Below are 21,066 nucleotides of genomic sequence, written 5' to 3' on the forward strand. Positions count from 1 at the left end.
AGCCTAGAACCATGGCCAACAAGGGTAAGCAGCAGTCGACCGCGCGCGCATCAGCGTCGGCGAAGGGTGCTGCCCGTGGCTCATCCCGCGCCGGTGCGGCGGGCAAAAGTACCTCAACGAAAAGGCGTCGACCGAGCCCTGCCGTGTATCGGCGTCGTCGGCAGGTGGTTTTTGGCGCCCTGCTGCTGGTTATCGCTTTGGTGATCGGCGGCGTCGTGGCACTCACCGGCGCATTGGCCGGGAACCCGGAGCCGCAAGCCGTGAGCACTGCCGACGCCTCAACGGCACCCACGCCGGGGACTACGCCCACAGGAACAGCGGCGCCGTCACCGTCGGCCTCGCCCGTGTGCGACCTCAACCTCATGACCGTCGCCGCCAAGACCGACAAGCCCGCCTACGGCGCCGAGGAAAAGCCGCTGCTCACCATGACCATTACCAACGGCGGCACCGCCCCGTGCGAGGTCAACGTGGGCACCTCCCAAATGGAGTACCTGCTGATGAGCGGCTCGGACCGGATTTTCTCGTCAAAGGACTGCCAGACGGGCGGCGAGGACCTCATCAAAACCATCCAACCCGGCAAGAGCGAGACTGCGAACTTCCCGTGGCAGCGCAACCGGACGTTGGAAGGCTGCGCCGCGATCACTGCCAAGCCGGGCGCTGGCGGCGCTTACTACACGTTCGAGGCGAGACTCGGGAACAAGTCGAGCCCCAAGGTCGCCTTCCAGCTGAACTAGTTTTCGTCCGAAATAGCGCCCGACGGCGGCAGTCGCCTTTAGAGGAACCGGTCCAGCAGGCTCGCCTCGGCCATGCGGCTCAATCCTTCGCGGACTGTGCGGGCTCGCTGATCGCCGATGCCGTCCACGGTCATGAGGTCGTCGATGGTGGCTGCCATGAGGTTCTGGAGCCCGCCGAAGTAGTCCACCAAACGGTCGGCCACTGCCTTGGGAACGGACTTCAAACCGGACAGCAGACGGTACCCGCGCGGCTGAACCACGGCGTCCAGCTGCTCTACTCCGCCGGCGAAGCCAATGATGTGGGCAATGCGGCTGAGGTCGATCAATTCTGTGGGGCCAAGGTTGAGGAGAGCCTGGACGGCTTCCTCGATCTGCTCAGGAGTGGCGTCGGGATCGGAGTAGTCGCGGATGATGACTTCGCTCCCCGGGCCGCGGCCTACCGTGAGTTCCTCCACCTGGAGGGAGAGCAGGCGGCCGTCTTCACCGAGTTCCAGCACGTACTGGGCGATTTCCTCGGAGATACGGCGAACCATCTCCTGGCGCTGCAGGGTGACCGCAACGTCCCTGACCGTGACCAGTGCTTCGATCTCCAGGGCCGAAAGTGAGCTGGTGACCTGGTCCAGCCTGGCGCTGTACCGCTCCAAGGTCGCCAAGGCCTGGTTGGCGCGGGCGAGGACCTTTTCAGAGCCCTCCAGAACGTGGCGCAAACCGTTCACATAGAGCGCGATGATTTGCATGGACTGGCTGACCGAAATAACGGGAACGCCGGTCTGGATGGCGACACGCTCGGCCGTGCGGTGCCTGGTGCCTGACTCCTGGGTTTCGATGCTCGAATCGGGCACCAGCTGGACGGCTGCCCGAACAATGTTGCTGGCATCCTTGTCACAAATGATGGCGCCGTCCATCTTGGCCAGTTCGCGCAGACGCGTTGGGGAGAAATCGATGCCGATGTCGAATCCGCCCGAACAGATGGAATCGATGGTGCGATCGTAGCCCAGCACAATCAAGGCGCCGGTGCGTCCACGGAGGATGCGTTCGAGGCCATCGCGCAATGGAGTTCCGGGTGCGACTCTGGCAAGGGTCGCCTTGAGCGACTCTTCCGGGCTCCGGGCCATAGGGTTTCCCTTCGAAGGTGCAAGCCATGGCTCACAGACAAGCTGAATCCGGCGTCAGCGCGCACTACCAAAAATGCCCACATGACGACAAGCACAATGATAGGGCTTCCGGACACCGTTAACCGCACCAGCAAGCCCCAAAGTGGGTCATTTCGTGATGTTCGGCGATGCCCGGAAAGTGGTTTGCGGCCGATTGATGGAAACCCTATTTCGGTCAATCGGCCGCCTTCGCGCTAGCGCTGGCCGCGGCTAAGGCCAGTCAGCAAGGCGCTGCCCGCCTCCCGCCACAGTGGCTGGTTACCGGGGCCGGCGGTACTTTCTTCCAGATATTTAATCCAATCGCCGTATTCGCTGATGTCCCGCGCGCTTGCCGCAGCTACGGCATCACATGCGAATCCCACTGCCGTGCTCCCATCGTCCAAGGTGATGGACCCCAGCAGCATGGGTTCGGGCAAGTCGGCGAGGAAAGACCCCAGGGCGGACTCGGAAAGCAACCACCGCTCTGCAACCAGCCCGGTTCCCTGTTCAGATCGAACCACGCCAGGCTTGGGAGGCGTGGTTTCCAAGGCCACCATCCGATACCGTGACGCAGTGACCACTTGGCCGTCCCAGAAAGCTCCACGCCGCTCAAGTTCGGCGGCCAAGGGCTGGCCTTTCCGGTGGGCGCCCACCACCACCAGCGGAATGACGCCGGCGCCCGCGGCAACCGGCCAGGGAACTATTGGCGTGGCAGTCCTGGCATTGGCAGCTCCGGCGGCGAACAGTTCGGGGTGCTCAGGGGTCAGCTCGATCCGCCGTGCAATATCCGCCGCCACCCCATCCTGGAACGTCCGACCAACCACCGTCAGGCCGAACTGGGAGATGCCGTCTGTGTCACGAACAGTTCCTGCCGGAACGGCGACGGCACTGAGGTCGAAGAGGTTGCAGAAATTGGTATACGTACCCATCCGGGAATTAACCCCCACGGGATCGGCCGCGACCTCTGCCAGCGTCGGATGGAAAGGTGCGGTTGGCACGATCAGGGCATCGAAGCCGGCCAGCCGCCGCATGGCCTCTTCGCGGAGCCGCTCCAATGCTGCGGAGTCTGCGACGTACTGGTGTGCGGGGACCTTGCCGGCGGCGGTGATGATCCCCGCCACAGTGGGGTCGAGCGTGGCGGAAACCCCTCCGGCTTGCACCGTGTCAACAAAGTTCCCAACGGCGGCGTAGCGTTCGGCCACCAATCCGCCGTCGTACAGCAGCCGGGCAGCCTCAAGGAAAACGTCCAACTCGATGGCTTCGGCCACCACGCCCGTGGAGCGCAGCCGTTCGATCTGCGCCTCGAACTCGAGCGCCCACGCGTCCGGGAGGGCCGGCAGGGTAGCTGGGTAAGCCACCCGCGGCGTGGCAGGCGCAGCGAGCTTGACGTCCGCGGGCCAGCTGCGGCACTCACCGGCCATGATGCCCATGGCGAGTTCCGCAGTGGCGAGGTCGCGCGCGAAAATCGTGGCGGTGTCCCAGGAACGGCACGCCGGAACTACGCCATCGGTGGACACCACGCCCAAGGTTGGTTTGATCCCCACAATTCCTTGCAGCGCCGCGGGAATCCGGCCCGAACCGGCGGTGTCCGTGCCGATGGCAAGGTCCACGAGCCCCAAGGCCACTGCCACGGCAGAACCCGAACTCGAGCCGCCGGAAATACGGTCAGGACGCCGCGAATCGCGCACAGTTCCGTAAGGGCTGCGGGTACCCACCAGTCCCGTGGCGAACTGGTCCAGGTTGGTGGCCCCCAGCACCAACGCCCCCGCAGCGCGGAGCCTCGCAACCGGCACCGCGTCCCGGGCGGGCACCTCGCCAAAACCGGGGCACGCCGCCGTCGTAATCACACCGGCAACGTCCACGTTGTTCTTCACGGCGAGCAGGAGACCCGCAAGCGGCAGGTCCTCCCCGGCGGCAGCCGCCGCATCGATCCTGGCCGCCTCTGCGAGTAGTTCCTCCCGCCCGCGCAGATGGATCCAAATTTCAGGACGGTGGACGGCGTCAATCGCCTCAAGAGCGGAGAGGACGCGTTCCACGGTGCGCCCGCTCATGACGCGCTTCCTTCCAGCACGAGTGCGGGTTCCTGGATGTCCACAGGCTCAAGCACCACAAGGGCCTCGCCTGCTACCACCTGAGCACCGGCCGTGGGCAGGACTTGTTGGACCACACCATCCACCGGAGCCTGGATGACCGTCTCCATTTTCATCGCCTCGAGGGAAACCAACGACTGGCCGGCCACCACCAGGTCACCGGGTTCCACGTCCACCTTCCACACACTCGCGGCGAACGGGGACGTGACCAAGGTGCCGCCGTCGGGAACCACTACGTCGTCGGCCGGCGGGGCCAAGGACACAGCCTGCTCGGCACGATCGAACTCGCCGGCTTCCTCCCAGGCATGGCGTTCCACGGCGAAAGCAACGGACTGGGTTTCCCGGAACTCGGCAATGGAGACACTGTTGCGTTCCAGGAATTTCTCATGCTCCGCGAGGGAGAACGTACCTTCCTCAATTTCCACGCCCCGACCCCTGCCAGCAGCCATGTCAGCCCGAAGATCCAGGAGCTCCTCAGGGTTGACCGGGTACCAGGAAATGCGGTCAAAGAACCGGAGAAGCCACGGGGAGCCCGGCTCAAAAGGCGCAGCGTCCGCATAGCGCGACCATACTTGCGTGGTCCGTCCAACAAACTGGTAGCCGCCAGGACCTTCCATGCCGTAAATGCACATGTAGGCACCGCCAATGCCCACGGCGTTCTCCGGGGTCCACGTGCGGGCGGGGTTGTATTTGGTGGTGACCAGCCGGTGCCGCGGATCCAAGGGCGTTGCCACCGGAGCTCCGAGGTATACGTCGCCCAGTCCCAACACGAGGTACTCGGCGTTGAAGACTGTATCGAAGACGTCATTCACGGAGTCCAAGCCGTTGATGCGGCGGATGAACTCGATGTTCCACGGGCACCACGGGGCGTCATCGCGGACACCTGCCATGTAACGCTCGATTGCTTCACGGGTAGCGGGATCGTCCCACGACAACGGGAGGCGGACGCTGCGGCTAGGCACCACCAACTCCGAACTGGCAGGGAGCGAAGCATCCACCTCGCGCACCAGGCCCAAAAGCTTGGGAGTGGGCAGGACGGATGGATCAGCCTTGATCTGCAGGGAACGGATGCCCGGGGTCAGATCCACGATGCCCGGGATGCCCAGACGCTCAAGTTCCTGGTGCAGGGCGTGGACGCGGGCACGGAGGCCCAAGTCCAGCACCATGTCCGCGTACTCCACCAGAAGATTGTCATCACCGGAGCGGCGGAAGGTGACCGCCGGCCGTCCCTCGCCTTCAGGCACCCGGCCAAGCACGCCGTCGTCGCCGTCCCCTCGCAGCAGTCCGGCGGCGCTGCTGCTGAAGTCCGTTCCGCCCGGGAGTATCAGCTGCCGTGCAGCGCCGAGTTCCTTGACGGAAGGTGCCTCAACCGAGCGGATCGGCACAAAGCGGACCTTGTCACCAGGCCGCAACTGCCCCAGCTTCCAGCGCTCGCCGGTCACCACGGTGACGGGGCAGACGAAACCGCCAAGGCTGGGACCATCCGGACCCAGCAGGATAGGGGTATCGCCGGTGAAGTCCAAGGCACCCACCGAATAGGCGGTGTCGTGGATGTTGGAGGGGTGCAGCCCGGCCTCACCGCCATCATTACGCGCCCAGCGCGGCTTGGGCCCGATCAGGCGGACGCCGGTGCGGGCGGAGTTGAAGTGGACCTCGTATTCGGCGGCATAGAGCTCTTCAATGTCTTCGCGTTGGAAGAATTCCGGTGCGCCATGCGGCCCTTCCACCACTTTCAGCTCCCAGTCGGAAGTGAGTGCCGGGCGGCTCTCCTCAGGAACTACGCCGGGGACGGTTTCGGGGAGGTGGTCGCTGACCGTGCGGAGCACATCGCTGGTCCGCAGCACACGGCCGCCGTGGCCGCCGAACTGGCCCAAGGTGAAGGTGGACGCACTGCCGAGGTATCGGGGAACATCCAGCCCGCCTTCAAAGAGAATGTAACCTCGCAGCCCGGATCCGTCTGCTGACCCGACGTCCAGCAGGCCGTTTTCGGGGACTGTGATGGGCTCCCAGGTGTCGGCCGTGTTGCCGTTGACCGTCACGGTAACGTCCGCGCCGGTGACGCACACCGTTGTGGCGTGCGTGAAACGGAGCGCCGGCCCGGCCATGGTGAATTCCAGCCCGGGTGCGCCCTCCGGGTTACCCAGCGCGACGTTGCCCAGCCGGAACGACAAATCATCCATGGGTCCGCTGGGCGGCACGCCGATCTGCCAGAGACCCGTCCTGCCCGGCCAGTCCTGCACGCTGGTTTGGAGGCCGGGCCGTTCAACGGTGATCCGGGGCTCAGGATCGCCCACGGTGTTCAAGGTTCCAGTGGAATGTTCTGCTGCGCGGACTACCTCCATCCCGGCCACGGCACGCAGCATGCCCAGATTCGTTTCGATACCGTCGATCCGGGTCTCTGCCAGCGCAGCGGCCAGCGCGTCGAACGCGGCGTCGCGGGTGGTACCGGACGTGATGACCTTGCCCAGCAGGGGATCGTAGCTGGTGGAGACTTCGCTGCCGGTCTCCACCCAGGCGTCAATGCGTACGACGTCGGAGGCCGGGTATTGCGCGTTGGTGACCGTTCCGGCGCTGGGCTGGAAGTTCCGGGCAGGGTCTTCTGCGTAGATGCGGGCTTCCACTGCGTGTCCTGAGACGGGCACACTGTCCGGCACTCCCTGAAGCACTGGCTCCTGCTGGGCCAAATTCAGCATCCACTCCACCAGGTCCACTCCGGTGATGGCTTCGGTGACGGGGTGCTCAACCTGCAGTCGGGCGTTGACTTCCAGGAAGGATGCTTCCCGGCGGACGGGGTCGTAAACGAACTCAACCGTGCCTGCAGAGCGGTAGCCCACGGAGGCGCAAAGCGCACGGGAGCTCCGGTGTAGTTCCTCCCGCAAAGCGTCCGGGAGATCTGGTGCGGGCGCTTCTTCAAGTACTTTCTGGTGGCGTCGTTGCAGTGAGCAGTCGCGGTCGCCGAGGCTTACTACGCGGCCCTCACCGTCCCCGAACACCTGGACTTCCACGTGGCGGGCATGCTCGATGTACCTTTCAGCGAAGACGCCGGCAGTTCCGAAGCTGGAGCTGGCCAAACGGGCCACCCGGGAGTAATTGTCGCGGAGTTCTGCTTCGTCGCGGCAAACTGCCATGCCGATGCCGCCGCCACCGCCGGTTGCTTTGAGCATGAGCGGGTAGCCGATGGTTTCCGCCGCTGACACGGCTTGGTCCACGTCGTCAAGCAGGCCGGATCCCGCGATCATGGGAACGCCTGCACGTTGCGCTGCATCCCTCGCTGTGTGCTTGGTCCCGAAGATTCGGAGCTGTTCGGGGGTGGGCCCCACAAAGACAAGCCCTGCTGCCTCCACCGCTTCGGCGAAAGCAGCGTCCTCGGACAAGAATCCGTAGCCGGGGTGAATGGCACCGGCGCCGGTGGCAGCCGCCGCATTCAGGATGGCCTCTACCTTCAGATAGGACTCCTTGGCGGGTGCAGGTCCCAACAGGACGGCCTCATCTGCGAGCTTCACATGCTTGGCGCCACGGTCAGCCTCGGAGAAAACGGCAACAGTGCGCAGCCCCGCCTTGCGTGCCGATTCGATGATCCGGCAGGCGATCTCGCCGCGGTTGGCAATGAGAAGGGTGTCGAAACGGTTCATGCGCGGGCCTCCGGGCGTGTGACGATCATGCGCACCGGCGTGGGGTTGAAGCCGTTGCAAGGGTTGTTGATTTGGGGGCAATTGGACACCAGCACCAGGGTGTCCACTTCGGCACGGAGTGCCACGCGCTTGCCGGGTGCGGACAACCCGTCCACAATGCCCAGGGCGCCGTCCGGATCCACCGGCACATTCATGAACCAGTTGATGTTGGACACCAGGTCCTTCTTGCCCAATTCCCACTTGGCGCCTTCAATGAGGAAGTTCTCCACGCAGGCGTGCTGTTCATGGGTGTGCTGGCCGTAGCGGAGGGTGTTGGATTCCTGCGAGCAGGCACCGCCAATGGTGTCGTGGACGCCAACCTCATCAGCCACCACGGTCATGAGTTCCCGGCCGCTGTCTGCGCGCAGGATGGAGCCGGTGGTGAGGAAGATCGAGCCCTGACCCGCGATGGTCGCCGCTGCTGAGTACCGTGTCCCGGTGTCATGTGCTGCGTAGAGGATGCAATCCACGGCCTGGTTACCGTCCAGGTCCACAATGGTCAGGATGTCACCGGCTGCCACCACGGCGGACCACGGGCCGCGTGCTTCCACCAGTTCGTCCAGGACTACTTTCCCGGGGACCAGTGCGGGGCTGATATCTGCGACTGCATTCATAGTGATGTCCTTGCGTTGTAGTCGAGTTCTGTGTTGTGGAGGGCCAGACGCCCTTCCGGGCCCAGGTCAACAGTAAAGTTTCCGTCCACGAGGGCCGCGAGGTCCTGCGGAGCCCGCCACGCGACGATGTCCACGGCGCTTCCGGTGAAGTCGGGGCGCGGGTCCAGAGGGTGGGCGGTATTGGCCAGTACCAGCACCGCGTCCATGTGGAGGAGAAGTTCGACGACGGCCCCGGCACCGGCGCTGCCGGCAAACTGCGTGCGGCCATTCCGGTCCACGGTGACGCCCTTGAAAAATGACAACGACGGCGGCAATTCCCTTTGGCCGACCCCGTGCTTCATGCCGCCAAGAGTGAGGAGTTCGCGGCCTGCCGGTGACGGGCTGTGGGCTGAGCCGGCACCGTACTTAGCCGTGTTACCAGCCAGGTTGGTGGTGCCGGTGAGGGCATCGTGATTGCCGGAGGAATCGGCCACAACGGTTGCCATGAGCCGTCCGGCGTCGGAAAGAAGCGGGTGGCCCGTGGTCATGTAGGCCTGCCAGGGGACTTTGACTGTGTCCGCAACGTTGAGCCGCTCATGCTGGGCACCGCTTCGGATGATGACAGCGTGAACGCAAGCATCGCCGTCGAGGTCCGTGAGCCTCAGGCGCGTCCCGCGGGCCAGTTCCAGATGGGTGTAGCGGCCGAAGGCGAGTGTTTCCGCCCAGGTCAGGGAGTCCTTTGCCTCCGCGGGGAGGTTTTGGGTCAAACGTGCAGGGGCCGAAGCTGGCGGGACGTGGATCATGGTTTCGGCTGCGCGCCCGTGCTGGGCCCGTGCATGCAGCTTGGCGCCGGCAGTCGTGGCGGTGCCGGGAGCGCTTTCAAGAGTCTGAGTCATGGCAATCATTTCTGTACTGGTGTTGGACCTGGTGCTGGAGCTGGAACTGGCGGTGGCAGGGGTCAGCCGGCGGTAGCGCCCTTGTTTTCCCGGACCCGGATGTTCCGCCGGACCCAGATGCCCAGGAGGAGGACGGCGCCAACCATGATGGGGGCGGAGAAGAGCAGGATCCCGTGTTCGCCGGAGGGGTCGTACACTTCGGGGCGTGGCCAGGAAAGGTTGACGACCATCAGTGCGCCATACAGCACGGCCAGGATGTTGACCGGCAAGCCCCAACGCCCCAGTGAGAAGAGCCCGCCCGGCATGGTCTGCCCTACCCTGCGCCAATCGCCCCTGAAACGGCTGAGCAACTGCGGCACCGTGACCATCAGGTACGCCAGGTACACCATCACGATGCACACACTGCAGAGGGTGGTGAAGAGTGCCGAGTTGCCGATGTTGATGGCGAGGATGCCCACAGCCAGGGCGCCGATCGCGATGGAGGGCCACATGGGGGTTCCGCGCTGGGGGTGGACCCGCGAGAGCAGGGCGGAGGCTGGAAGTTTGCCGTCGCGAGCCATGGAGAACACCAGCCGCGAACCTGCCGTTTGGATGGCCAACGTGCAGACGAAGATGGCGATTGCCACGTCAACCAGCAGCACTTTGCCCCAGAACGTACCCAGCACGGCAGTGAGTACGTAGGGCAGTCCCTCGGTGGCGAGCCGGCCGTCGTCCAGACTTGGCGCTGCCATCAGTGCGGCGATGATCATGAGTCCGCCGCCAATACCGGAGATAATCAGTGCGGAAAGGATAGTGCGCGGGGCCGTCTTGCGGGGGTTCTTGGTTTCCTCCGAGAGTTCGCCGGCGGAGTTGAAGCCCACCATCACGTATGCGGCCATCAACCCGGACACCAGGAAGGCACCCACTGCTCCAAGGTCCGAGGTTGTGACAACACTGACGTCCGCTACTACCCCGGGGCCGCGCTGCGCGGCCGAGAACAGGGCAAGGATCACCGCGGCGACGCCCACAATCTCGCAGGTGACGCCGATGGAGTTTACGTGCGACATGAGCTTCACGCCCAGGCAGTTGATCACCGTGGTGATCACCAGGAGTACGGCGCCAAGGATGACTGCGTTCGCCGCACCAGTGGGGGACGTCAGTGAGGGGTCGCCGCCTACCACTTGGAAGCCATCCCACAACTGGGGGAGGACCACCTGGAGCGCGATGGCGGCGGCGGCAGCAGTGATGACCTGGGCGATGGACATGAACCAGCCGGCGAACCAGCCCACCACCTCGCCGCCCATGCGTCGCGACCATTGATAGACGGCCCCGGACAACGGGTAACGGGCGGCGAGCTCCGCGAAGTTCAATGCCACAAGCAATTGGCCCACCAGTACCACCGGCCACGTCCAGAAGAAGGCCGGACCGGCAAAGGAGAAGCCGAAGGCGAAGAGCTGGAAGATGGTGGTGAGGATGGAGACAAACGAAAAACCTGCGGCGAATGATGCGTAGCGGCCCAGCTTGCGGTGCAGGGTGGGCTGGTAGCCAAGTGCTGTCAGGTCTGCATCGTCGGTGCGGCTGGTCGCCGTCGAAAGGGTGGAAGTCATCGGGTTTCTCCGTGTCTGGAACGGGATGTGGAACCAGCCCGGAGAGGTTTCTGACCACCCGTCCGGAATATCGGTCACTTGATAGTTTTCCAGCGCGGTGTCCCCGCAGCGTTTCGCCTATGTAAAGCCTTGGTTACCGCGTATTTCCGGGGTGTAAATGAAAACTCACCATCTTGGGAGCACCTAATGAAGGGGCCCTTTGCAGTCGCCGCGATGCAAGAATGAAGGGTGACTACAGCCGGACCGGGACGCCCCCGCAAGCAGCAGGCGGTGCGCCCTGGAGCCACCGCCCGTGACGAAATACTGGACGCGGCAGCCGAGCTTTTCACGGGGCAAGGGTTCGCGAACACCTCCACGCGGGCCATCGCCGATGCCGTGGGAATCCGGCAATCGTCGCTGTATCACCACTTCTCCACCAAGGACGAGATCCTGGGTGAACTCCTCGGCGGGACGGTATCCACCAGCCTGGACTTCGCGCGGGCGATTCGTCAGCACTCGGCTGACGCTGTGTCGGCTGCGGCACGACTGCACGCGGTGGTGCTGTTCGACGGCTCCCAGCTCTGTAATTCCCGCTGGAACCTCGGGGTGCTCTATCACCTGCCGGAGGCGAGGGCCGAGATCTTTCAGCCGTTCATGGCAGCCCGAAAAGAACTCAGGGCCATCTACTCGGAGCTGGGTCGGGAGCTCGCGCGCGTCTCCGATGCCGACCAGGGCCTCGGAGATACCGCATTCCGGCTTGTGGAGTCCCTGATCAACCTCCGCGCGGACGGACTCATCTCAACGGACTCGGCGTCCACCACGGCAGATACGGTGATGATCCTCGCCGGCCTCAAACGGGAGCTTCCGGCGGTGAGGACTGCCAGTAGAGATCTCATCAGCCGGTTTGGAGACGTACCCGAGCGGGTGTCGTCCATGAAAAGCGCCTAGTAGTCCACCTGCCGCTTCAACTTGTTCCCCAGCCACAGCATCGCCAAGCTCACCAGCAGGAAGCCGACTGAGATGGCCACGGCAAACACCACCACGCCGCCCCAACCGCCGGCCCGGGCGGGATCGATGAACCAGTACGGGTACCAGTTGACGAACGCACCGCGAATGAGGCTGTAAACCAGGTAGCCAATCGGGTAGAGCAGCCAATACCAAATGTGCTTGGGGCGCAGGGTGGCCCTGGGCGGTTGAAACAGCCAGTCCGCAACCATCACCACGGGCATCAGATAGTGGACCACAAAGTTGACCCAGGGGAGCAGGGATCCAAGGTCTTCGCCAGCCAGAAGGGCACCAAATACCAGGCCCACCACGGCCATGGCGATGGTGGCAGTGCCCCGAGTGACGTCATCAAGCTCGCTGGGGCGCTTCCGGACCAACACCCTGTAGCCGCTGATCAGGAGCACCAACGCGGCGAAGATGTTGGACAGGTTGGTGAAGTAGCTGAAGAAGTTCCAGAAGTCGTAGCCCATGCCCAGATGAACCGTCAGCTGTGTTCCCACCGCCACCAAGGTCAGAAGGCCAAAGAAAAAGCGTCCCCCGATAAGCACATTCCGTTTGGTCATGCCTCTCATCCTCGCTGAACACCCGGCTCTGGAGGCACCCGACACCCCGGCAGGATTACGTGATCAGCAGTTCCAGCGCCTCAGCCAGATGACCCACTTCGCGCACAGAGAATCCCTCCGGGATAACACCGGCACCGGCCGGGCTCGCCGGAACAATGGCGTGCGTGAAGCCAAGCCGGTGTGCTTCCTGGATGCGCTGGTTGATCCCCGGCACGGGACGCACCTCGCCGGCCAAGCCAACCTCGCCGAAAGCAATCAGCCGTTGGGGGAGTGCCTTGCGGGACTTCGCCGACGCCACAGCCAGTGCGACGGCCAGGTCCGTGGCCGGTTCGGTGAGCTTCACGCCGCCCACGGTTGCCACATAGGAATCATCCTTATGAAGCATGCAGCCCGCCCGCTGCTGAAGTACCGCGAGCAACATGGCAACCCGGGAGCTTTCCAGCCCGCTGGTGGCACGGCGCGGCTGCGAGTTGGCGCTTTCGGCAAGGAGGGACTGAACCTCCGCCAGCAGCGGCCTGCGACCCTCCATGGTCACTGTGATGCACGTGCCCGAAACGGGCTCACGCGTGCGTGAGACGAACAGCCCGCTGGGATCAGCCAGTCCCTCGATGCCGGCCTCATTGAGGTCAAAGCATCCGACGTCGTCCGTGGCGCCATAGCGGTTCTTGACGGCCCTCAGCAGGCGCAGGCGGGAGTGGCGCTCGCCTTCGAACTGGCACACGACGTCCACCAAGTGTTCCAGCAAACGCGGGCCGGCGATGGTGCCTTCCTTGGTCACGTGGCCCACCAGCAGCGTGGTCATGTTGCGTCGCTTGGCCGCTGAAATGATCGACGCCGCGACCTCGCGAACCTGCGACACACCACCGGCGCTGCCCTCCACATCCGCGCTGCTCAGCGTTTGCACGGAGTCCACAATCAGCAGCTTGGGTTCCAACTTCTCCACCTGGCCAAGCGCCTGCCCGAGATCAGTTTCGGCAGAAAGATAAAGAGTATGGGCGACGGCGTCGATCCGCTCAGCGCGCAGCTTCACCTGTGCCGCGGATTCTTCGCCGGTGATGTACAGGACATCCTGCCCGGTGCGTGCGAACTTCGCCGCTACATCCAGCAACAGCGTGGACTTCCCGACGCCGGGCTCCCCGGCCAGCAGTATTACGGCACCTGGAACGAGCCCTCCGCCGAGGACGCGGTCCAGTTCGTCCACTCCGGTGGGCAGGAACGCCGCGGTGGTCCCATCCACCTCAGCGATACGGCGGGCCGGCTCCAAAACGGTTGCCGCCGCCGTCGTACGCGCTACGGTGGCGCCGTACTCCTCAACCGTTCCCCAGGCCTGGCACTCACCGCAACGGCCCACCCACTTGACGGCCGTCCAGCCGCATTCGGCGCACTTGTAAGCGGGTGTTTTGGATGCGCGGGAGGTCTTGGAAGCCATGGGTTCAAGCGTAGTGGCGGGGGCTGACAGTATTAGCCGCTAAAGCGCCGGCAGGACCGCCCGGGCCTCTTCCGGCTCCATCCCGCTCGCCTCCAGCAGGTCCACCATGAGCGGACGGAACAGCATGACCACGGTTTCGCCCTCGAGCCTCTGGACGTCGAGCATCTTGGGATGCAACCGGGCAGCGATGTCCGCGAGCTCGTTGCGGGCACGGCGGAGGTGAACCCTGCGTGTCCCTTCGCTCTGCTCGGAGAGGCCGATGGTCATCTCATCGATCGCAGCAGCGGTTTCCTGCAGGACTTCGGAGATACTGTCGATCGCTTCGTCGGACAACGCGGCATGGTTGATCGCACTGGTGAGGCGCCGCGCAAACACGCGGCTGTTACGCAGCGCAAGATCGATGTACTCCAGCGAATGCTCCAAACCGGCGAGTTCGTCGCGATGCCTCCTGTGGGCTGGTGCCAGCGTCGCAACTTCACCGGAAGCCCGCAAAGTCTGCCGCATCCGGTCCACCAGCGGCTGGCAGTTTCGGCCACGGATCAGGGCATGCCAGGCCTGGGTGGAATCGCTGTCGATCATGGCCTTGGCACATTCACGCAGCACTTCCGCGAGCTCATACAAGATTTTCTGTACGTCCTTGCGGGGCTCCCGCCGCGGATCCTTCGGCACCAGAATGGTCACCAGCAACGCAAAAACGCCGCCGATCACGGCGTCCAAACTTCGCGTGAAAGGCCCGCCGGCCGGCGCCGGCAGCAGCACCACCAGCAACGACTGCAAACCCAGTTGGGTGGTGAAGATCGTGCCGCTGTCCAGGAACCTGGCCAACAGGATAGAGAAGAGAAGAACGACGGCGGCCTGCCAGATCCCGGCGCCCAGCCAGTGAAGCAGCAGGTCGCCCACCACGATGCCCAGTGTGCAGCCAAGGCCTACCTCGATCACGCGACGCAGACGCGGATCGCGGGAGAAGCCGAGCGCTATCAAGGATGAAGTAGCAGCGAACAGCGGCCCTTGATGACCGAGCACGTACTCAGCGAAAGCGTAGGCGCCCACAGCACACACCGTCATCTGGATGGCCGGCGTCAGGGAATTGCGGCTACGGACCAGGCCCGTCCGGACTCTGGCACGCAGGAACCTCTTGCTTGCAGAAAATCCCTTCGCGGCGGCCATGCGTTCCAGTCTATTTGCCCGGCTGGCGTTCCCACGAAGTGCAACTACCGCAGGGCATGTTCCGCTCAAGGTGGCGCGCGCCGCATAACCCAATGGTCCGCCGTCGTTCACCTTCCGTTCACCTTTCACCGCAGGTCCCGTTACCTGCGCTCCTTACCTTCAGTAAAGGAACACATTGGTCCATAGCTCGCGCACGCCGAAATCTCCGTTCGGCCCGCATCGAAGAATCCCTGGAAGGGGCACATCCAAGTGAAGGCAACTCACTTCGGCCGCAACGCGGCAATCGCGGTCATCGCAGCCGGCGCTCTCGCGCTCACTGCTTGCGGTTCAGACAACGCAACGGGCACCACTGGCGGCACCCAGTCGGCAGCCTCCGGCCCCAAGGTCACCGGCACCCTGACCGGCATTGGCGCCTCCTCCACCGGCGCAGCAATGGACGCCTGGAAGGCCGGCTTCTCCGCCGCAAACTCCGGCGCAACAGTTCAGTACTCCCCGGACGGCTCCGGCGCAGGCCGCAAGGCCATCATCGATGGCTCGGCGCAGTTCGCCGGCTCGGACGCCTACCTGAAGGACGAGGAGCTCGAAAGCTCCAAGGCCAAGTGCGGCCCCGAAGGCGCCATCAACATCCCGGTGTACATCTCCCCGATCGCTGTTGCCTTCAACGTCCCCGGCGTCACGGACCTGAAGCTCGACGCCGTCACCGTGGCAAAGATCTTCCGCGGCGAAATCGCCAACTGGAACGATCCCGCAATCGCCGCCCTCAACGAAGGCGTCACCTTGCCGGACCTCAAGGTCACCCCCGTAAACCGCTCTGACGACTCCGGCACCACCACTAACTTCACCGACTACCTCGCAGCTGCTGCTCCCGAGGTTTGGACGGACAAGGCCGCCGGCATTTGGCCTGCAACACTTCCGGGCGAAAACGCCAAGGGCACTTCCGGTGTCGTCAAGGTTGTCACCGACACCCCGGGTGCCGTGACCTACGCCGATGACTCCGCTGTTTCCGGCAAGCTGGGCACTGCGTCCATCAAGGTTGGCGACGAGTTCGTCAAGATCTCCGCCGAAGCCGCTGCCAAGGCCGTCGAAGCTGGCAAGCCCGTTGACGGCCGCGCCGCCAACGACGTCGCCATCAAGCTGGACCGCAAGACCACGGCATCGGGCGCCTACCCCGTAGTCCTCGTTTCGTACCACGTTGTCTGCACCACGTACGAGACCAAGGAAGTTGCTGACCTGGTCAAGGGCTTCGAAACCTACGTCGTTTCCGACGAAGGACAGAAGACCGCAGCTGACGCCGCCAAGTCCGCACCGCTCTCCAAGGCGCTGCAGGACAAGGCAAAGGCCGCTATCGAAACCATCAAGGCCAAGGCCTAAGGTTTCCCGGCGGGTTTGCTGAACCCGGCTGAACACTGAAGTTCCCTGTCCCGCGCGGGGTGGCCGCAGAGCCGCTCCGCGCAGGGCAGGGAACTTAGCCATGTAAGACCAGTTCACTGAGACTGAAGGATCGTGAAGTGACCACCAACTCCCTGACAACCTCCCAAGGCGCAGGACGCGCCGGGGACAAGGTTTTCTCCGGGGCCGCCATGGCCGCAGGGTGCCTGATTCTCGCGGTCCTCTTCGGAGTCGCGTTGTTCCTTGTGGTGCAGGCAATCCCTGCCCTAACCGCTCCGGCTGAGGACATCCAGGGCGGCAACGGCTTCTTCGCCTACATCGCCCCGATTGTGGTGGGCACACTGATTGCCGCCGTGATCGCCCTCGTCATCGCCACCCCCGTGGCAATCGGCGTGGCACTGTTCATTTCGCACTACGCCCCCCGCCGGCTCGCTTCCGGTTTGGGCTACGTAGTGGACCTCCTCGCCGCCATCCCCTCCGTGGTCTACGGCGCCTGGGGTGCGGCTTTCCTGGCCAAGGAAATCTCCCCGGCCTACGACTGGCTGGCCACCTACCTCGGTTGGATCCCGATCTTCGAGGGACCGGCATCCGCCACCGGCAAGACCATCCTGACCGCAGGCATCGTCCTCTCCGTCATGGTCCTGCCCATCATTACCTCCCTGTCCCGCGAAATCTTCCTGCAGACCCCCAAGCTGCACGAGGAAGCAGCGCTCGCACTCGGAGCTACCCGCTGGGAAATGATCAAAATGGCGGTGCTGCCCTTCGGCCGCCCGGGCATTATCAGCGCCATCATGCTGGGCCTCGGGCGAGCACTAGGTGAGACCATGGCCGTTGCCCTGGTGCTCTCCTCCGGTGTCCTCACCGCGAGCCTCATCCAGTCCGGCAACCAGACCATCGCCGCGGAAATCGCCCTGAACTTCCCGGAAGCCAGCGGTATCAAGGTCAACACGTTGATCGCCGCCGGTCTGGTGCTGTTCGTCATCACCCTGGGCGTGAACATGATCGCCCGCTGGATCATCACCCGGCACAAAGAATTCTCGGGAGCCAACTAAATGTCCGCCACAGTAGTCCGCAAGCGCTCAGCGCTCACCAAGGGCCAACTGCCCAAGTTCGCGCCCTACATTGTCCTGGCCGTCGCACTGATCGTCGGCGCGGCCATCCTGGCGCTCATCGGCTTCAATGCCTTCGGGTGGGGCATTGTCTCCGCCATCCTGTTCGCCGTGGGCCTGGTCTCCTGGAGCGGTGCCGTTGAAGGTGCCCGCAAGGCCAAGGACAAGCTCGCCACGTGCCTGGTGGTTGGTGCCTTCCTGATTGCGTTGCTGCCCCTGATCTCGGTCATCGTCACAGTGCTGGTCAACGGCATCCCCGGCCTCATCACTCCCGGCTTCCTGGGCACCTCCATGAACGGTGTCACGGGTGCTTTCGACAACAAGGCAGTGGAGGAAGGCGCCCCCGTCCTGGGCGGCATCTACCACGCACTGTTGGGCACCATCCAGATCACACTCCTTGCTACGGTCATCTCAGTGCCCGTAGGCCTCCTCACCGCGATCTACCTCGTGGAATACGGCAACGATCGTCCGCTGGCCCGCGCCATCACGTTCTTCGTGGATGTCATGACCGGCATCCCGTCCATCGTGGCCGGCCTCTTCGCGGCAGCGTTCTTCTTCGCCATCGTGGGCCCCGGCACCAAGACCGGTGCGGTAGCCGCCGTCGCGCTTTCCGTCCTGATGATCCCTGTTGTGGTTCGCTCCAGCGAGGAAATGCTGAAGATCGTCCCAAACGAGCTCCGCGAGGCCTCCTACGCGCTGGGCGTCCGTAAGTGGCGCACCATCACCAAAGTGGTTATTCCGACGGCGATCTCCGGTATCGCTTCCGGCGTCACCTTGGCGATCGCCCGCGTTATCGGCGAAACCGCGCCGATCCTGGTGACCGCAGGCTTCGCCACCACCATCAACAACAATGTGTTCGGTGGTTGGATGGCCTCGCTGCCCACGTTCATTTACACGCAGATCCTCAACCCGACGTCGCCGTCCAACCCTGCTCCCTCGGACCAGCGTGCCTGGGGCGCCGCGCTGGTGCTGATCATCCTGGTGATGCTCCTGAATCTGGGAGCCCGCCTCATCGCCCGTCTGTTCGCACCCAAAACGGGACGCTAGCCGGGCCGACCGCCAGTCATCGGGCGGCACCTTCAAACTTCCACACCCCCAAGGAACAAAGGAACACCATGTCTAAGCGCATCGACGTCAAAGACCTGAATGTCTACTACGGCAACTTCCTGGCCGTCGAGGACGTCAACATCAACATCCAAGCCAAGTCCGTCACGGCCTTCATCGGCCCGTCCGGCTGCGGCAAGTCCACCTTCCTCCGTACGCTGAACCGTATGCACGAGGTCCTTCCCGGCGCACGCGTCGAAGGCGAAGTACTTCTGGACGGCGACAACCTCTACGGTCCCGGCGTGGACCCCGTAACCGTCCGCACGCAGGTGGGCATGGTCTTCCAGCGCCCCAACCCGTTCCCCACCATGTCCATCCGAGACAACGTGCTGGCCGGCGTGAAGCTGAACAACAAGAAGATCTCCAAGGGCGCAGCCGATGCCCTCGTTGAGAAGTCCCTGGTGGGCGCCAACCTGTGGAACGAGGTCAAAGACCGCTTGGACAAGCCGGGCTCCGGCCTTTCCGGTGGCCAGCAGCAGCGTCTGTGCATCGCCCGCGCGATCGCCGTTGAGCCCCAGGTGATCCTCATGGACGAGCCCTGCTCCGCGCTGGACCCCATCTCCACACTGGCCGTTGAGGACCTCATCAACGAGCTCAAGGACCAGTACACCGTGGTGATCGTGACCCACAACATGCAGCAGGCCGCGCGTGTGTCCGACAAGACCGCGTTCTTCAACATCGCAGGCACCGGCAAGCCCGGCAAACTGATCGAGTTCGCTGACACCACCAGCATCTTCAACAACCCTGGCCAGAAGGCAACGGAAGACTACGTCTCCGGCCGCTTCGGATAAGGGTTCTGCAGGTTCCGGCTTCTATGGGGGGAGTCGGCACAGAACGACGGCGGCCGTCGCCTTGGGGGTACGGCCGCCGTCGTTCCTTCTTGGGTTTACAGGTCCGCGAGGGGCGAGAACGCCAGCTCCAGGATGAAGGCCGCGGCCGCCGTGATCAACGGTGTGGCCACCCAGAACAACAGCACCCTCCTGACCAGGCGCCTGTTGACGGTGTGGAACCGCTGATTCACGCCCGAACCCAGCACGGAGGCGGTCAACGTGTGGGTGGTGGAAAGCGGCAGGTGAAATCCGATGGCGCCGATGAAGAGCATTACGGACGTCAGAGTCTGCGCCACGAAACCGCGCAGCGGATCCACCCGAATAAGTTTGTGGCCGAGGGTGTGGGAGATTCGCCAGCCGCCGAACATGGTGCCCGCAGTGAGCATGATGGCGGTGACCAGCAGGATCCACAGAGGCACGTCGCTGCCGCTGGACAGGCCCGCGGCCACCATGGCCAGCACCATGACAGCGGCCGTGCGCTGACCGTCCTGGAGCCCGTGGCCGAATGCCACAGCCGCAGTCGAGATGGCCTGTGCCCGCCGGAACCGCCGGTTCACCACGTTGGGTTGGGTGTAGCGGGCAGCCCACGTGACAGGCCACACCAGCAGGTATGCGGCCACGAAGGCGATGACGGGGGAGAGCACCAGGGGCAGGGCCACCTGGGTCAGCAGGACATTGTCCATGCCTCCCACAGCGTTGCCGCCCACAAGGACACTCGCGGCCCCGGCGCCGATCAGGCCGCCGATCAACGAGTTCGTGGAGGATAAGGGAATTCCCCGCCACCACGCGTACACGCCCCACAAGATGGCGGCGGTAAGCGCGGACGCCAGCATGGTGAGCCCACTGGCGCCCTCCGGCAACGTGATCCACGATTGCGTGAAGGCGAGGATAAAGGTGCCGCTGAGCATGGCACCCACAAAGTTGAAGATGGCAGCCAGGAGCACCGCGATTGACGGCGTGAGGGCACGGGTCCGCGTGGACAGCGCGACGGCGTTGGAGACGTCGCGGAAGCCGTTGAGGAACGCGAACCCGGAGGCCAAAGCAACGACGAGGACCAGGAAGGCGATGGTCACGTCATGATTCCTTGACGATGATGCTGCCTACCTGCGTGGCGACCTTCCGCATGTCCTTGGTAACTTCCACCAGCTGGTTGGCGATGTCCCGGTGCCGCGCGTACTGCGTGGACTTCATATCCTTGAGCATCTCGGCCACCCAGATCCGGTGCGACCGCTCTGCACGCTTGGCCAGGCGAAGGATCTCGATCCAGTAGTCCTCAAGTTCGTCCAGGTCCTCGAGTTTCCGCATGGCATCCACGGTGAGCTCAGCTTGGCGGCTGATGATCTCCAGCTGGTCTGCAGCACGCTTGGGCAGGCGATCCAGTTTGTAGAGCGCCACGAGGTCTCCGGCAGCATCAAGCTTCTCCATGGCCTCATTGAGGTGGCGGGACAGTGTGTACATGTCCTCGCGGGGGAGGGGGTTCACGAAGCTGGTGCGCATGTGAGTCAGCAGCGCGAAGTGGAGGTCCAGGGACTTGGACTCGTGCTCGTGCAGTTCTTCTGCGAGGCGCTGGTGCTCACTGGCAGGCGCGCCAAGGATTTCGGAGAGCGTTCCAGTAGCGGCAACAATGACGCCGGCCATCTGCGCGAGCAGTACGAGCCCGGCAGGTTCCTGGGGAAAAAGGCGCAGCTTCATTTCGCTTCCGGGCTGGGGACGGGCGGGCGGCGGGCGGCTTGACTTGACGCAGCCCATTTCGATCCCAACTTTACCGGTCCGGCGACGACGCTTGGA

General features: G+C 64.1%; 17 protein-coding genes. 6 read left to right on the plus strand and 11 right to left on the minus strand.

Features of this window, described 5'->3' with window-relative positions; translation table 11 throughout:
* The first annotated feature begins 11 nt into the window (after positions 1 to 11).
* Positions 12 to 734, plus strand: coding sequence for a hypothetical protein (locus tag ARUE_RS00905; RefSeq protein ID WP_011772954.1), 723 nt, complete (start codon positions 12 to 14; stop codon positions 732 to 734).
* Between the two features lie 38 nt (positions 735 to 772).
* Here the strand turns inward: ARUE_RS00905 and disA are convergent, their stop codons facing one another.
* The 6 genes from disA to ARUE_RS00935 all read right to left on the minus strand — a co-directional run bounded on the left by disA (position 773) and on the right by ARUE_RS00935 (position 10,703).
* Positions 773 to 1,849: a DNA integrity scanning diadenylate cyclase DisA gene (gene disA, locus ARUE_RS00910; protein ID WP_011772955.1), complete on the minus strand. Its 1,077-nt coding sequence runs from the start codon at positions 1,847 to 1,849 to the stop codon at positions 773 to 775.
* Between the two features lie 233 nt (positions 1,850 to 2,082).
* The gene (gene atzF, locus ARUE_RS00915; protein ID WP_014920394.1) at positions 2,083 to 3,918 is read right to left on the minus strand and encodes an allophanate hydrolase; all 1,836 of its coding nucleotides are present in this window, start codon (positions 3,916 to 3,918) and stop codon (positions 2,083 to 2,085) included.
* Entirely contained in the window at positions 3,915 to 7,589 is a 3,675-nt protein-coding gene (uca, locus tag ARUE_RS00920; RefSeq protein WP_014920395.1) for an urea carboxylase, read from the minus strand. Before uca ends, atzF begins: the two co-directional genes overlap by 4 nt.
* Positions 7,586 to 8,242, minus strand: a complete 657-nt coding sequence (locus tag ARUE_RS00925; RefSeq protein ID WP_011772958.1) for an urea amidolyase associated protein UAAP2 — start codon at positions 8,240 to 8,242, stop codon at positions 7,586 to 7,588. The genes uca and ARUE_RS00925 overlap by 4 nt, the downstream gene beginning before the upstream one ends.
* The gene (locus tag ARUE_RS00930; RefSeq protein ID WP_014920396.1) at positions 8,239 to 9,126 is read right to left on the minus strand and encodes an urea amidolyase associated protein UAAP1; all 888 of its coding nucleotides are present in this window, start codon (positions 9,124 to 9,126) and stop codon (positions 8,239 to 8,241) included. Before ARUE_RS00930 ends, ARUE_RS00925 begins: the two co-directional genes overlap by 4 nt.
* A 53-nt stretch (positions 9,127 to 9,179) precedes the next feature.
* Positions 9,180 to 10,703 (minus strand): amino acid permease, encoded by a 1,524-nt coding sequence (locus tag ARUE_RS00935; protein ID WP_014920397.1) that lies wholly within the window; start codon positions 10,701 to 10,703, stop codon positions 9,180 to 9,182.
* A 228-nt stretch (positions 10,704 to 10,931) separates the two neighbouring features.
* Between ARUE_RS00935 and ARUE_RS00940 the strand changes: the two genes are divergently transcribed.
* Positions 10,932 to 11,630 (plus strand): TetR/AcrR family transcriptional regulator, encoded by a 699-nt coding sequence (locus tag ARUE_RS00940; RefSeq protein WP_014920398.1) that lies wholly within the window; start codon positions 10,932 to 10,934, stop codon positions 11,628 to 11,630.
* Here ARUE_RS00940 and ARUE_RS00945 read toward each other — a convergent pair.
* From ARUE_RS00945 to ARUE_RS00955, 3 genes are read right to left on the minus strand one after another with little or no spacing between them, the layout of a single operon-like run.
* On the minus strand, positions 11,627 to 12,250 hold the full coding sequence (locus tag ARUE_RS00945) for a Pr6Pr family membrane protein (protein WP_011772962.1): 624 nt from the start codon (positions 12,248 to 12,250) through the stop codon (positions 11,627 to 11,629). The two genes, ARUE_RS00940 and ARUE_RS00945, sit on opposite strands and share 4 nt — an antisense overlap.
* Positions 12,251 to 12,305: 55 nt before the next feature.
* Positions 12,306 to 13,679 (minus strand): DNA repair protein RadA, encoded by a 1,374-nt coding sequence (gene radA, locus ARUE_RS00950; protein WP_011772963.1) that lies wholly within the window; start codon positions 13,677 to 13,679, stop codon positions 12,306 to 12,308.
* A gap of 39 nt (positions 13,680 to 13,718) precedes the next feature.
* Positions 13,719 to 14,846: an FUSC family protein gene (locus tag ARUE_RS00955; RefSeq protein ID WP_043469597.1), complete on the minus strand. Its 1,128-nt coding sequence runs from the start codon at positions 14,844 to 14,846 to the stop codon at positions 13,719 to 13,721.
* Between the two features lie 249 nt (positions 14,847 to 15,095).
* Between ARUE_RS00955 and pstS the strand changes: the two genes are divergently transcribed.
* The 4 genes from pstS to pstB all read left to right on the plus strand — a co-directional run bounded on the left by pstS (position 15,096) and on the right by pstB (position 19,239).
* On the plus strand, positions 15,096 to 16,217 hold the full coding sequence (gene pstS, locus ARUE_RS00960; protein WP_014920400.1) for a phosphate ABC transporter substrate-binding protein PstS: 1,122 nt from the start codon (positions 15,096 to 15,098) through the stop codon (positions 16,215 to 16,217).
* A 137-nt stretch (positions 16,218 to 16,354) separates the two neighbouring features.
* Positions 16,355 to 17,287, plus strand: coding sequence for a phosphate ABC transporter permease subunit PstC (pstC, locus tag ARUE_RS00965; protein WP_017197022.1), 933 nt, complete (start codon positions 16,355 to 16,357; stop codon positions 17,285 to 17,287).
* Complete coding sequence (gene pstA, locus ARUE_RS00970) at positions 17,288 to 18,391, plus strand: phosphate ABC transporter permease PstA (protein ID WP_014920401.1); 1,104 nt, start codon at positions 17,288 to 17,290, stop codon at positions 18,389 to 18,391. It begins immediately after the preceding gene.
* 68 nt (positions 18,392 to 18,459) lie between these two features.
* Complete coding sequence (gene pstB, locus ARUE_RS00975) at positions 18,460 to 19,239, plus strand: phosphate ABC transporter ATP-binding protein PstB (RefSeq protein ID WP_011772968.1); 780 nt, start codon at positions 18,460 to 18,462, stop codon at positions 19,237 to 19,239.
* Positions 19,240 to 19,334: 95 nt separating this feature from the next.
* On the opposite strand, the gene ARUE_RS00980 is transcribed toward pstB, so the two are convergent.
* Both ARUE_RS00980 and ARUE_RS00985 read right to left on the minus strand, forming a co-directional pair.
* The gene (locus ARUE_RS00980; RefSeq protein WP_014920402.1) at positions 19,335 to 20,351 is read right to left on the minus strand and encodes an inorganic phosphate transporter; all 1,017 of its coding nucleotides are present in this window, start codon (positions 20,349 to 20,351) and stop codon (positions 19,335 to 19,337) included.
* A gap of 1 nt (position 20,352) precedes the next feature.
* Positions 20,353 to 20,970: a DUF47 domain-containing protein gene (locus ARUE_RS00985; RefSeq protein WP_043469600.1), complete on the minus strand. Its 618-nt coding sequence runs from the start codon at positions 20,968 to 20,970 to the stop codon at positions 20,353 to 20,355.
* Between the last annotated feature and the right edge of the window lie 96 nt (positions 20,971 to 21,066).

The sequence above is a fragment of the Arthrobacter sp. Rue61a genome, from assembly GCF_000294695.2.
GTDB classification, from domain to species: Bacteria; Actinomycetota; Actinomycetes; order Actinomycetales; family Micrococcaceae; genus Arthrobacter; species Arthrobacter aurescens_A.

Bases quoted from the DNA above. Each gene is read 5' to 3' on its own strand.
- ARUE_RS00935 (WP_014920397.1), bottom strand. From the start codon at position 10,703: ATGACTTCCACCCTTTCGACGGCGACCAGCCGCACCGACGATGCAGAC.
- ARUE_RS00985 (WP_043469600.1), bottom strand. From the start codon at position 20,970: ATGAAGCTGCGCCTTTTTCCCCAGGAACCTGCCGGGCTCGTACTGCTC.
- atzF (WP_014920394.1), bottom strand. From the start codon at position 3,918: ATGAGCGGGCGCACCGTGGAACGCGTCCTCTCCGCTCTTGAGGCGATT.
- ARUE_RS00925 (WP_011772958.1), bottom strand. From the start codon at position 8,242: ATGAATGCAGTCGCAGATATCAGCCCCGCACTGGTCCCCGGGAAAGTA.
- uca (WP_014920395.1), bottom strand. From the start codon at position 7,589: ATGAACCGTTTCGACACCCTTCTCATTGCCAACCGCGGCGAGATCGCC.
- radA (WP_011772963.1), bottom strand. From the start codon at position 13,679: ATGGCTTCCAAGACCTCCCGCGCATCCAAAACACCCGCTTACAAGTGC.
- disA (WP_011772955.1), bottom strand. From the start codon at position 1,849: ATGGCCCGGAGCCCGGAAGAGTCGCTCAAGGCGACCCTTGCCAGAGTC.
- ARUE_RS00930 (WP_014920396.1), bottom strand. From the start codon at position 9,126: ATGATTGCCATGACTCAGACTCTTGAAAGCGCTCCCGGCACCGCCACG.
- pstB (WP_011772968.1), top strand. From the start codon at position 18,460: ATGTCTAAGCGCATCGACGTCAAAGACCTGAATGTCTACTACGGCAAC.
- ARUE_RS00905 (WP_011772954.1), top strand. From the start codon at position 12: ATGGCCAACAAGGGTAAGCAGCAGTCGACCGCGCGCGCATCAGCGTCG.
- ARUE_RS00955 (WP_043469597.1), bottom strand. From the start codon at position 14,846: ATGGCCGCCGCGAAGGGATTTTCTGCAAGCAAGAGGTTCCTGCGTGCC.
- ARUE_RS00945 (WP_011772962.1), bottom strand. From the start codon at position 12,250: ATGACCAAACGGAATGTGCTTATCGGGGGACGCTTTTTCTTTGGCCTT.
- pstA (WP_014920401.1), top strand. From the start codon at position 17,288: ATGTCCGCCACAGTAGTCCGCAAGCGCTCAGCGCTCACCAAGGGCCAA.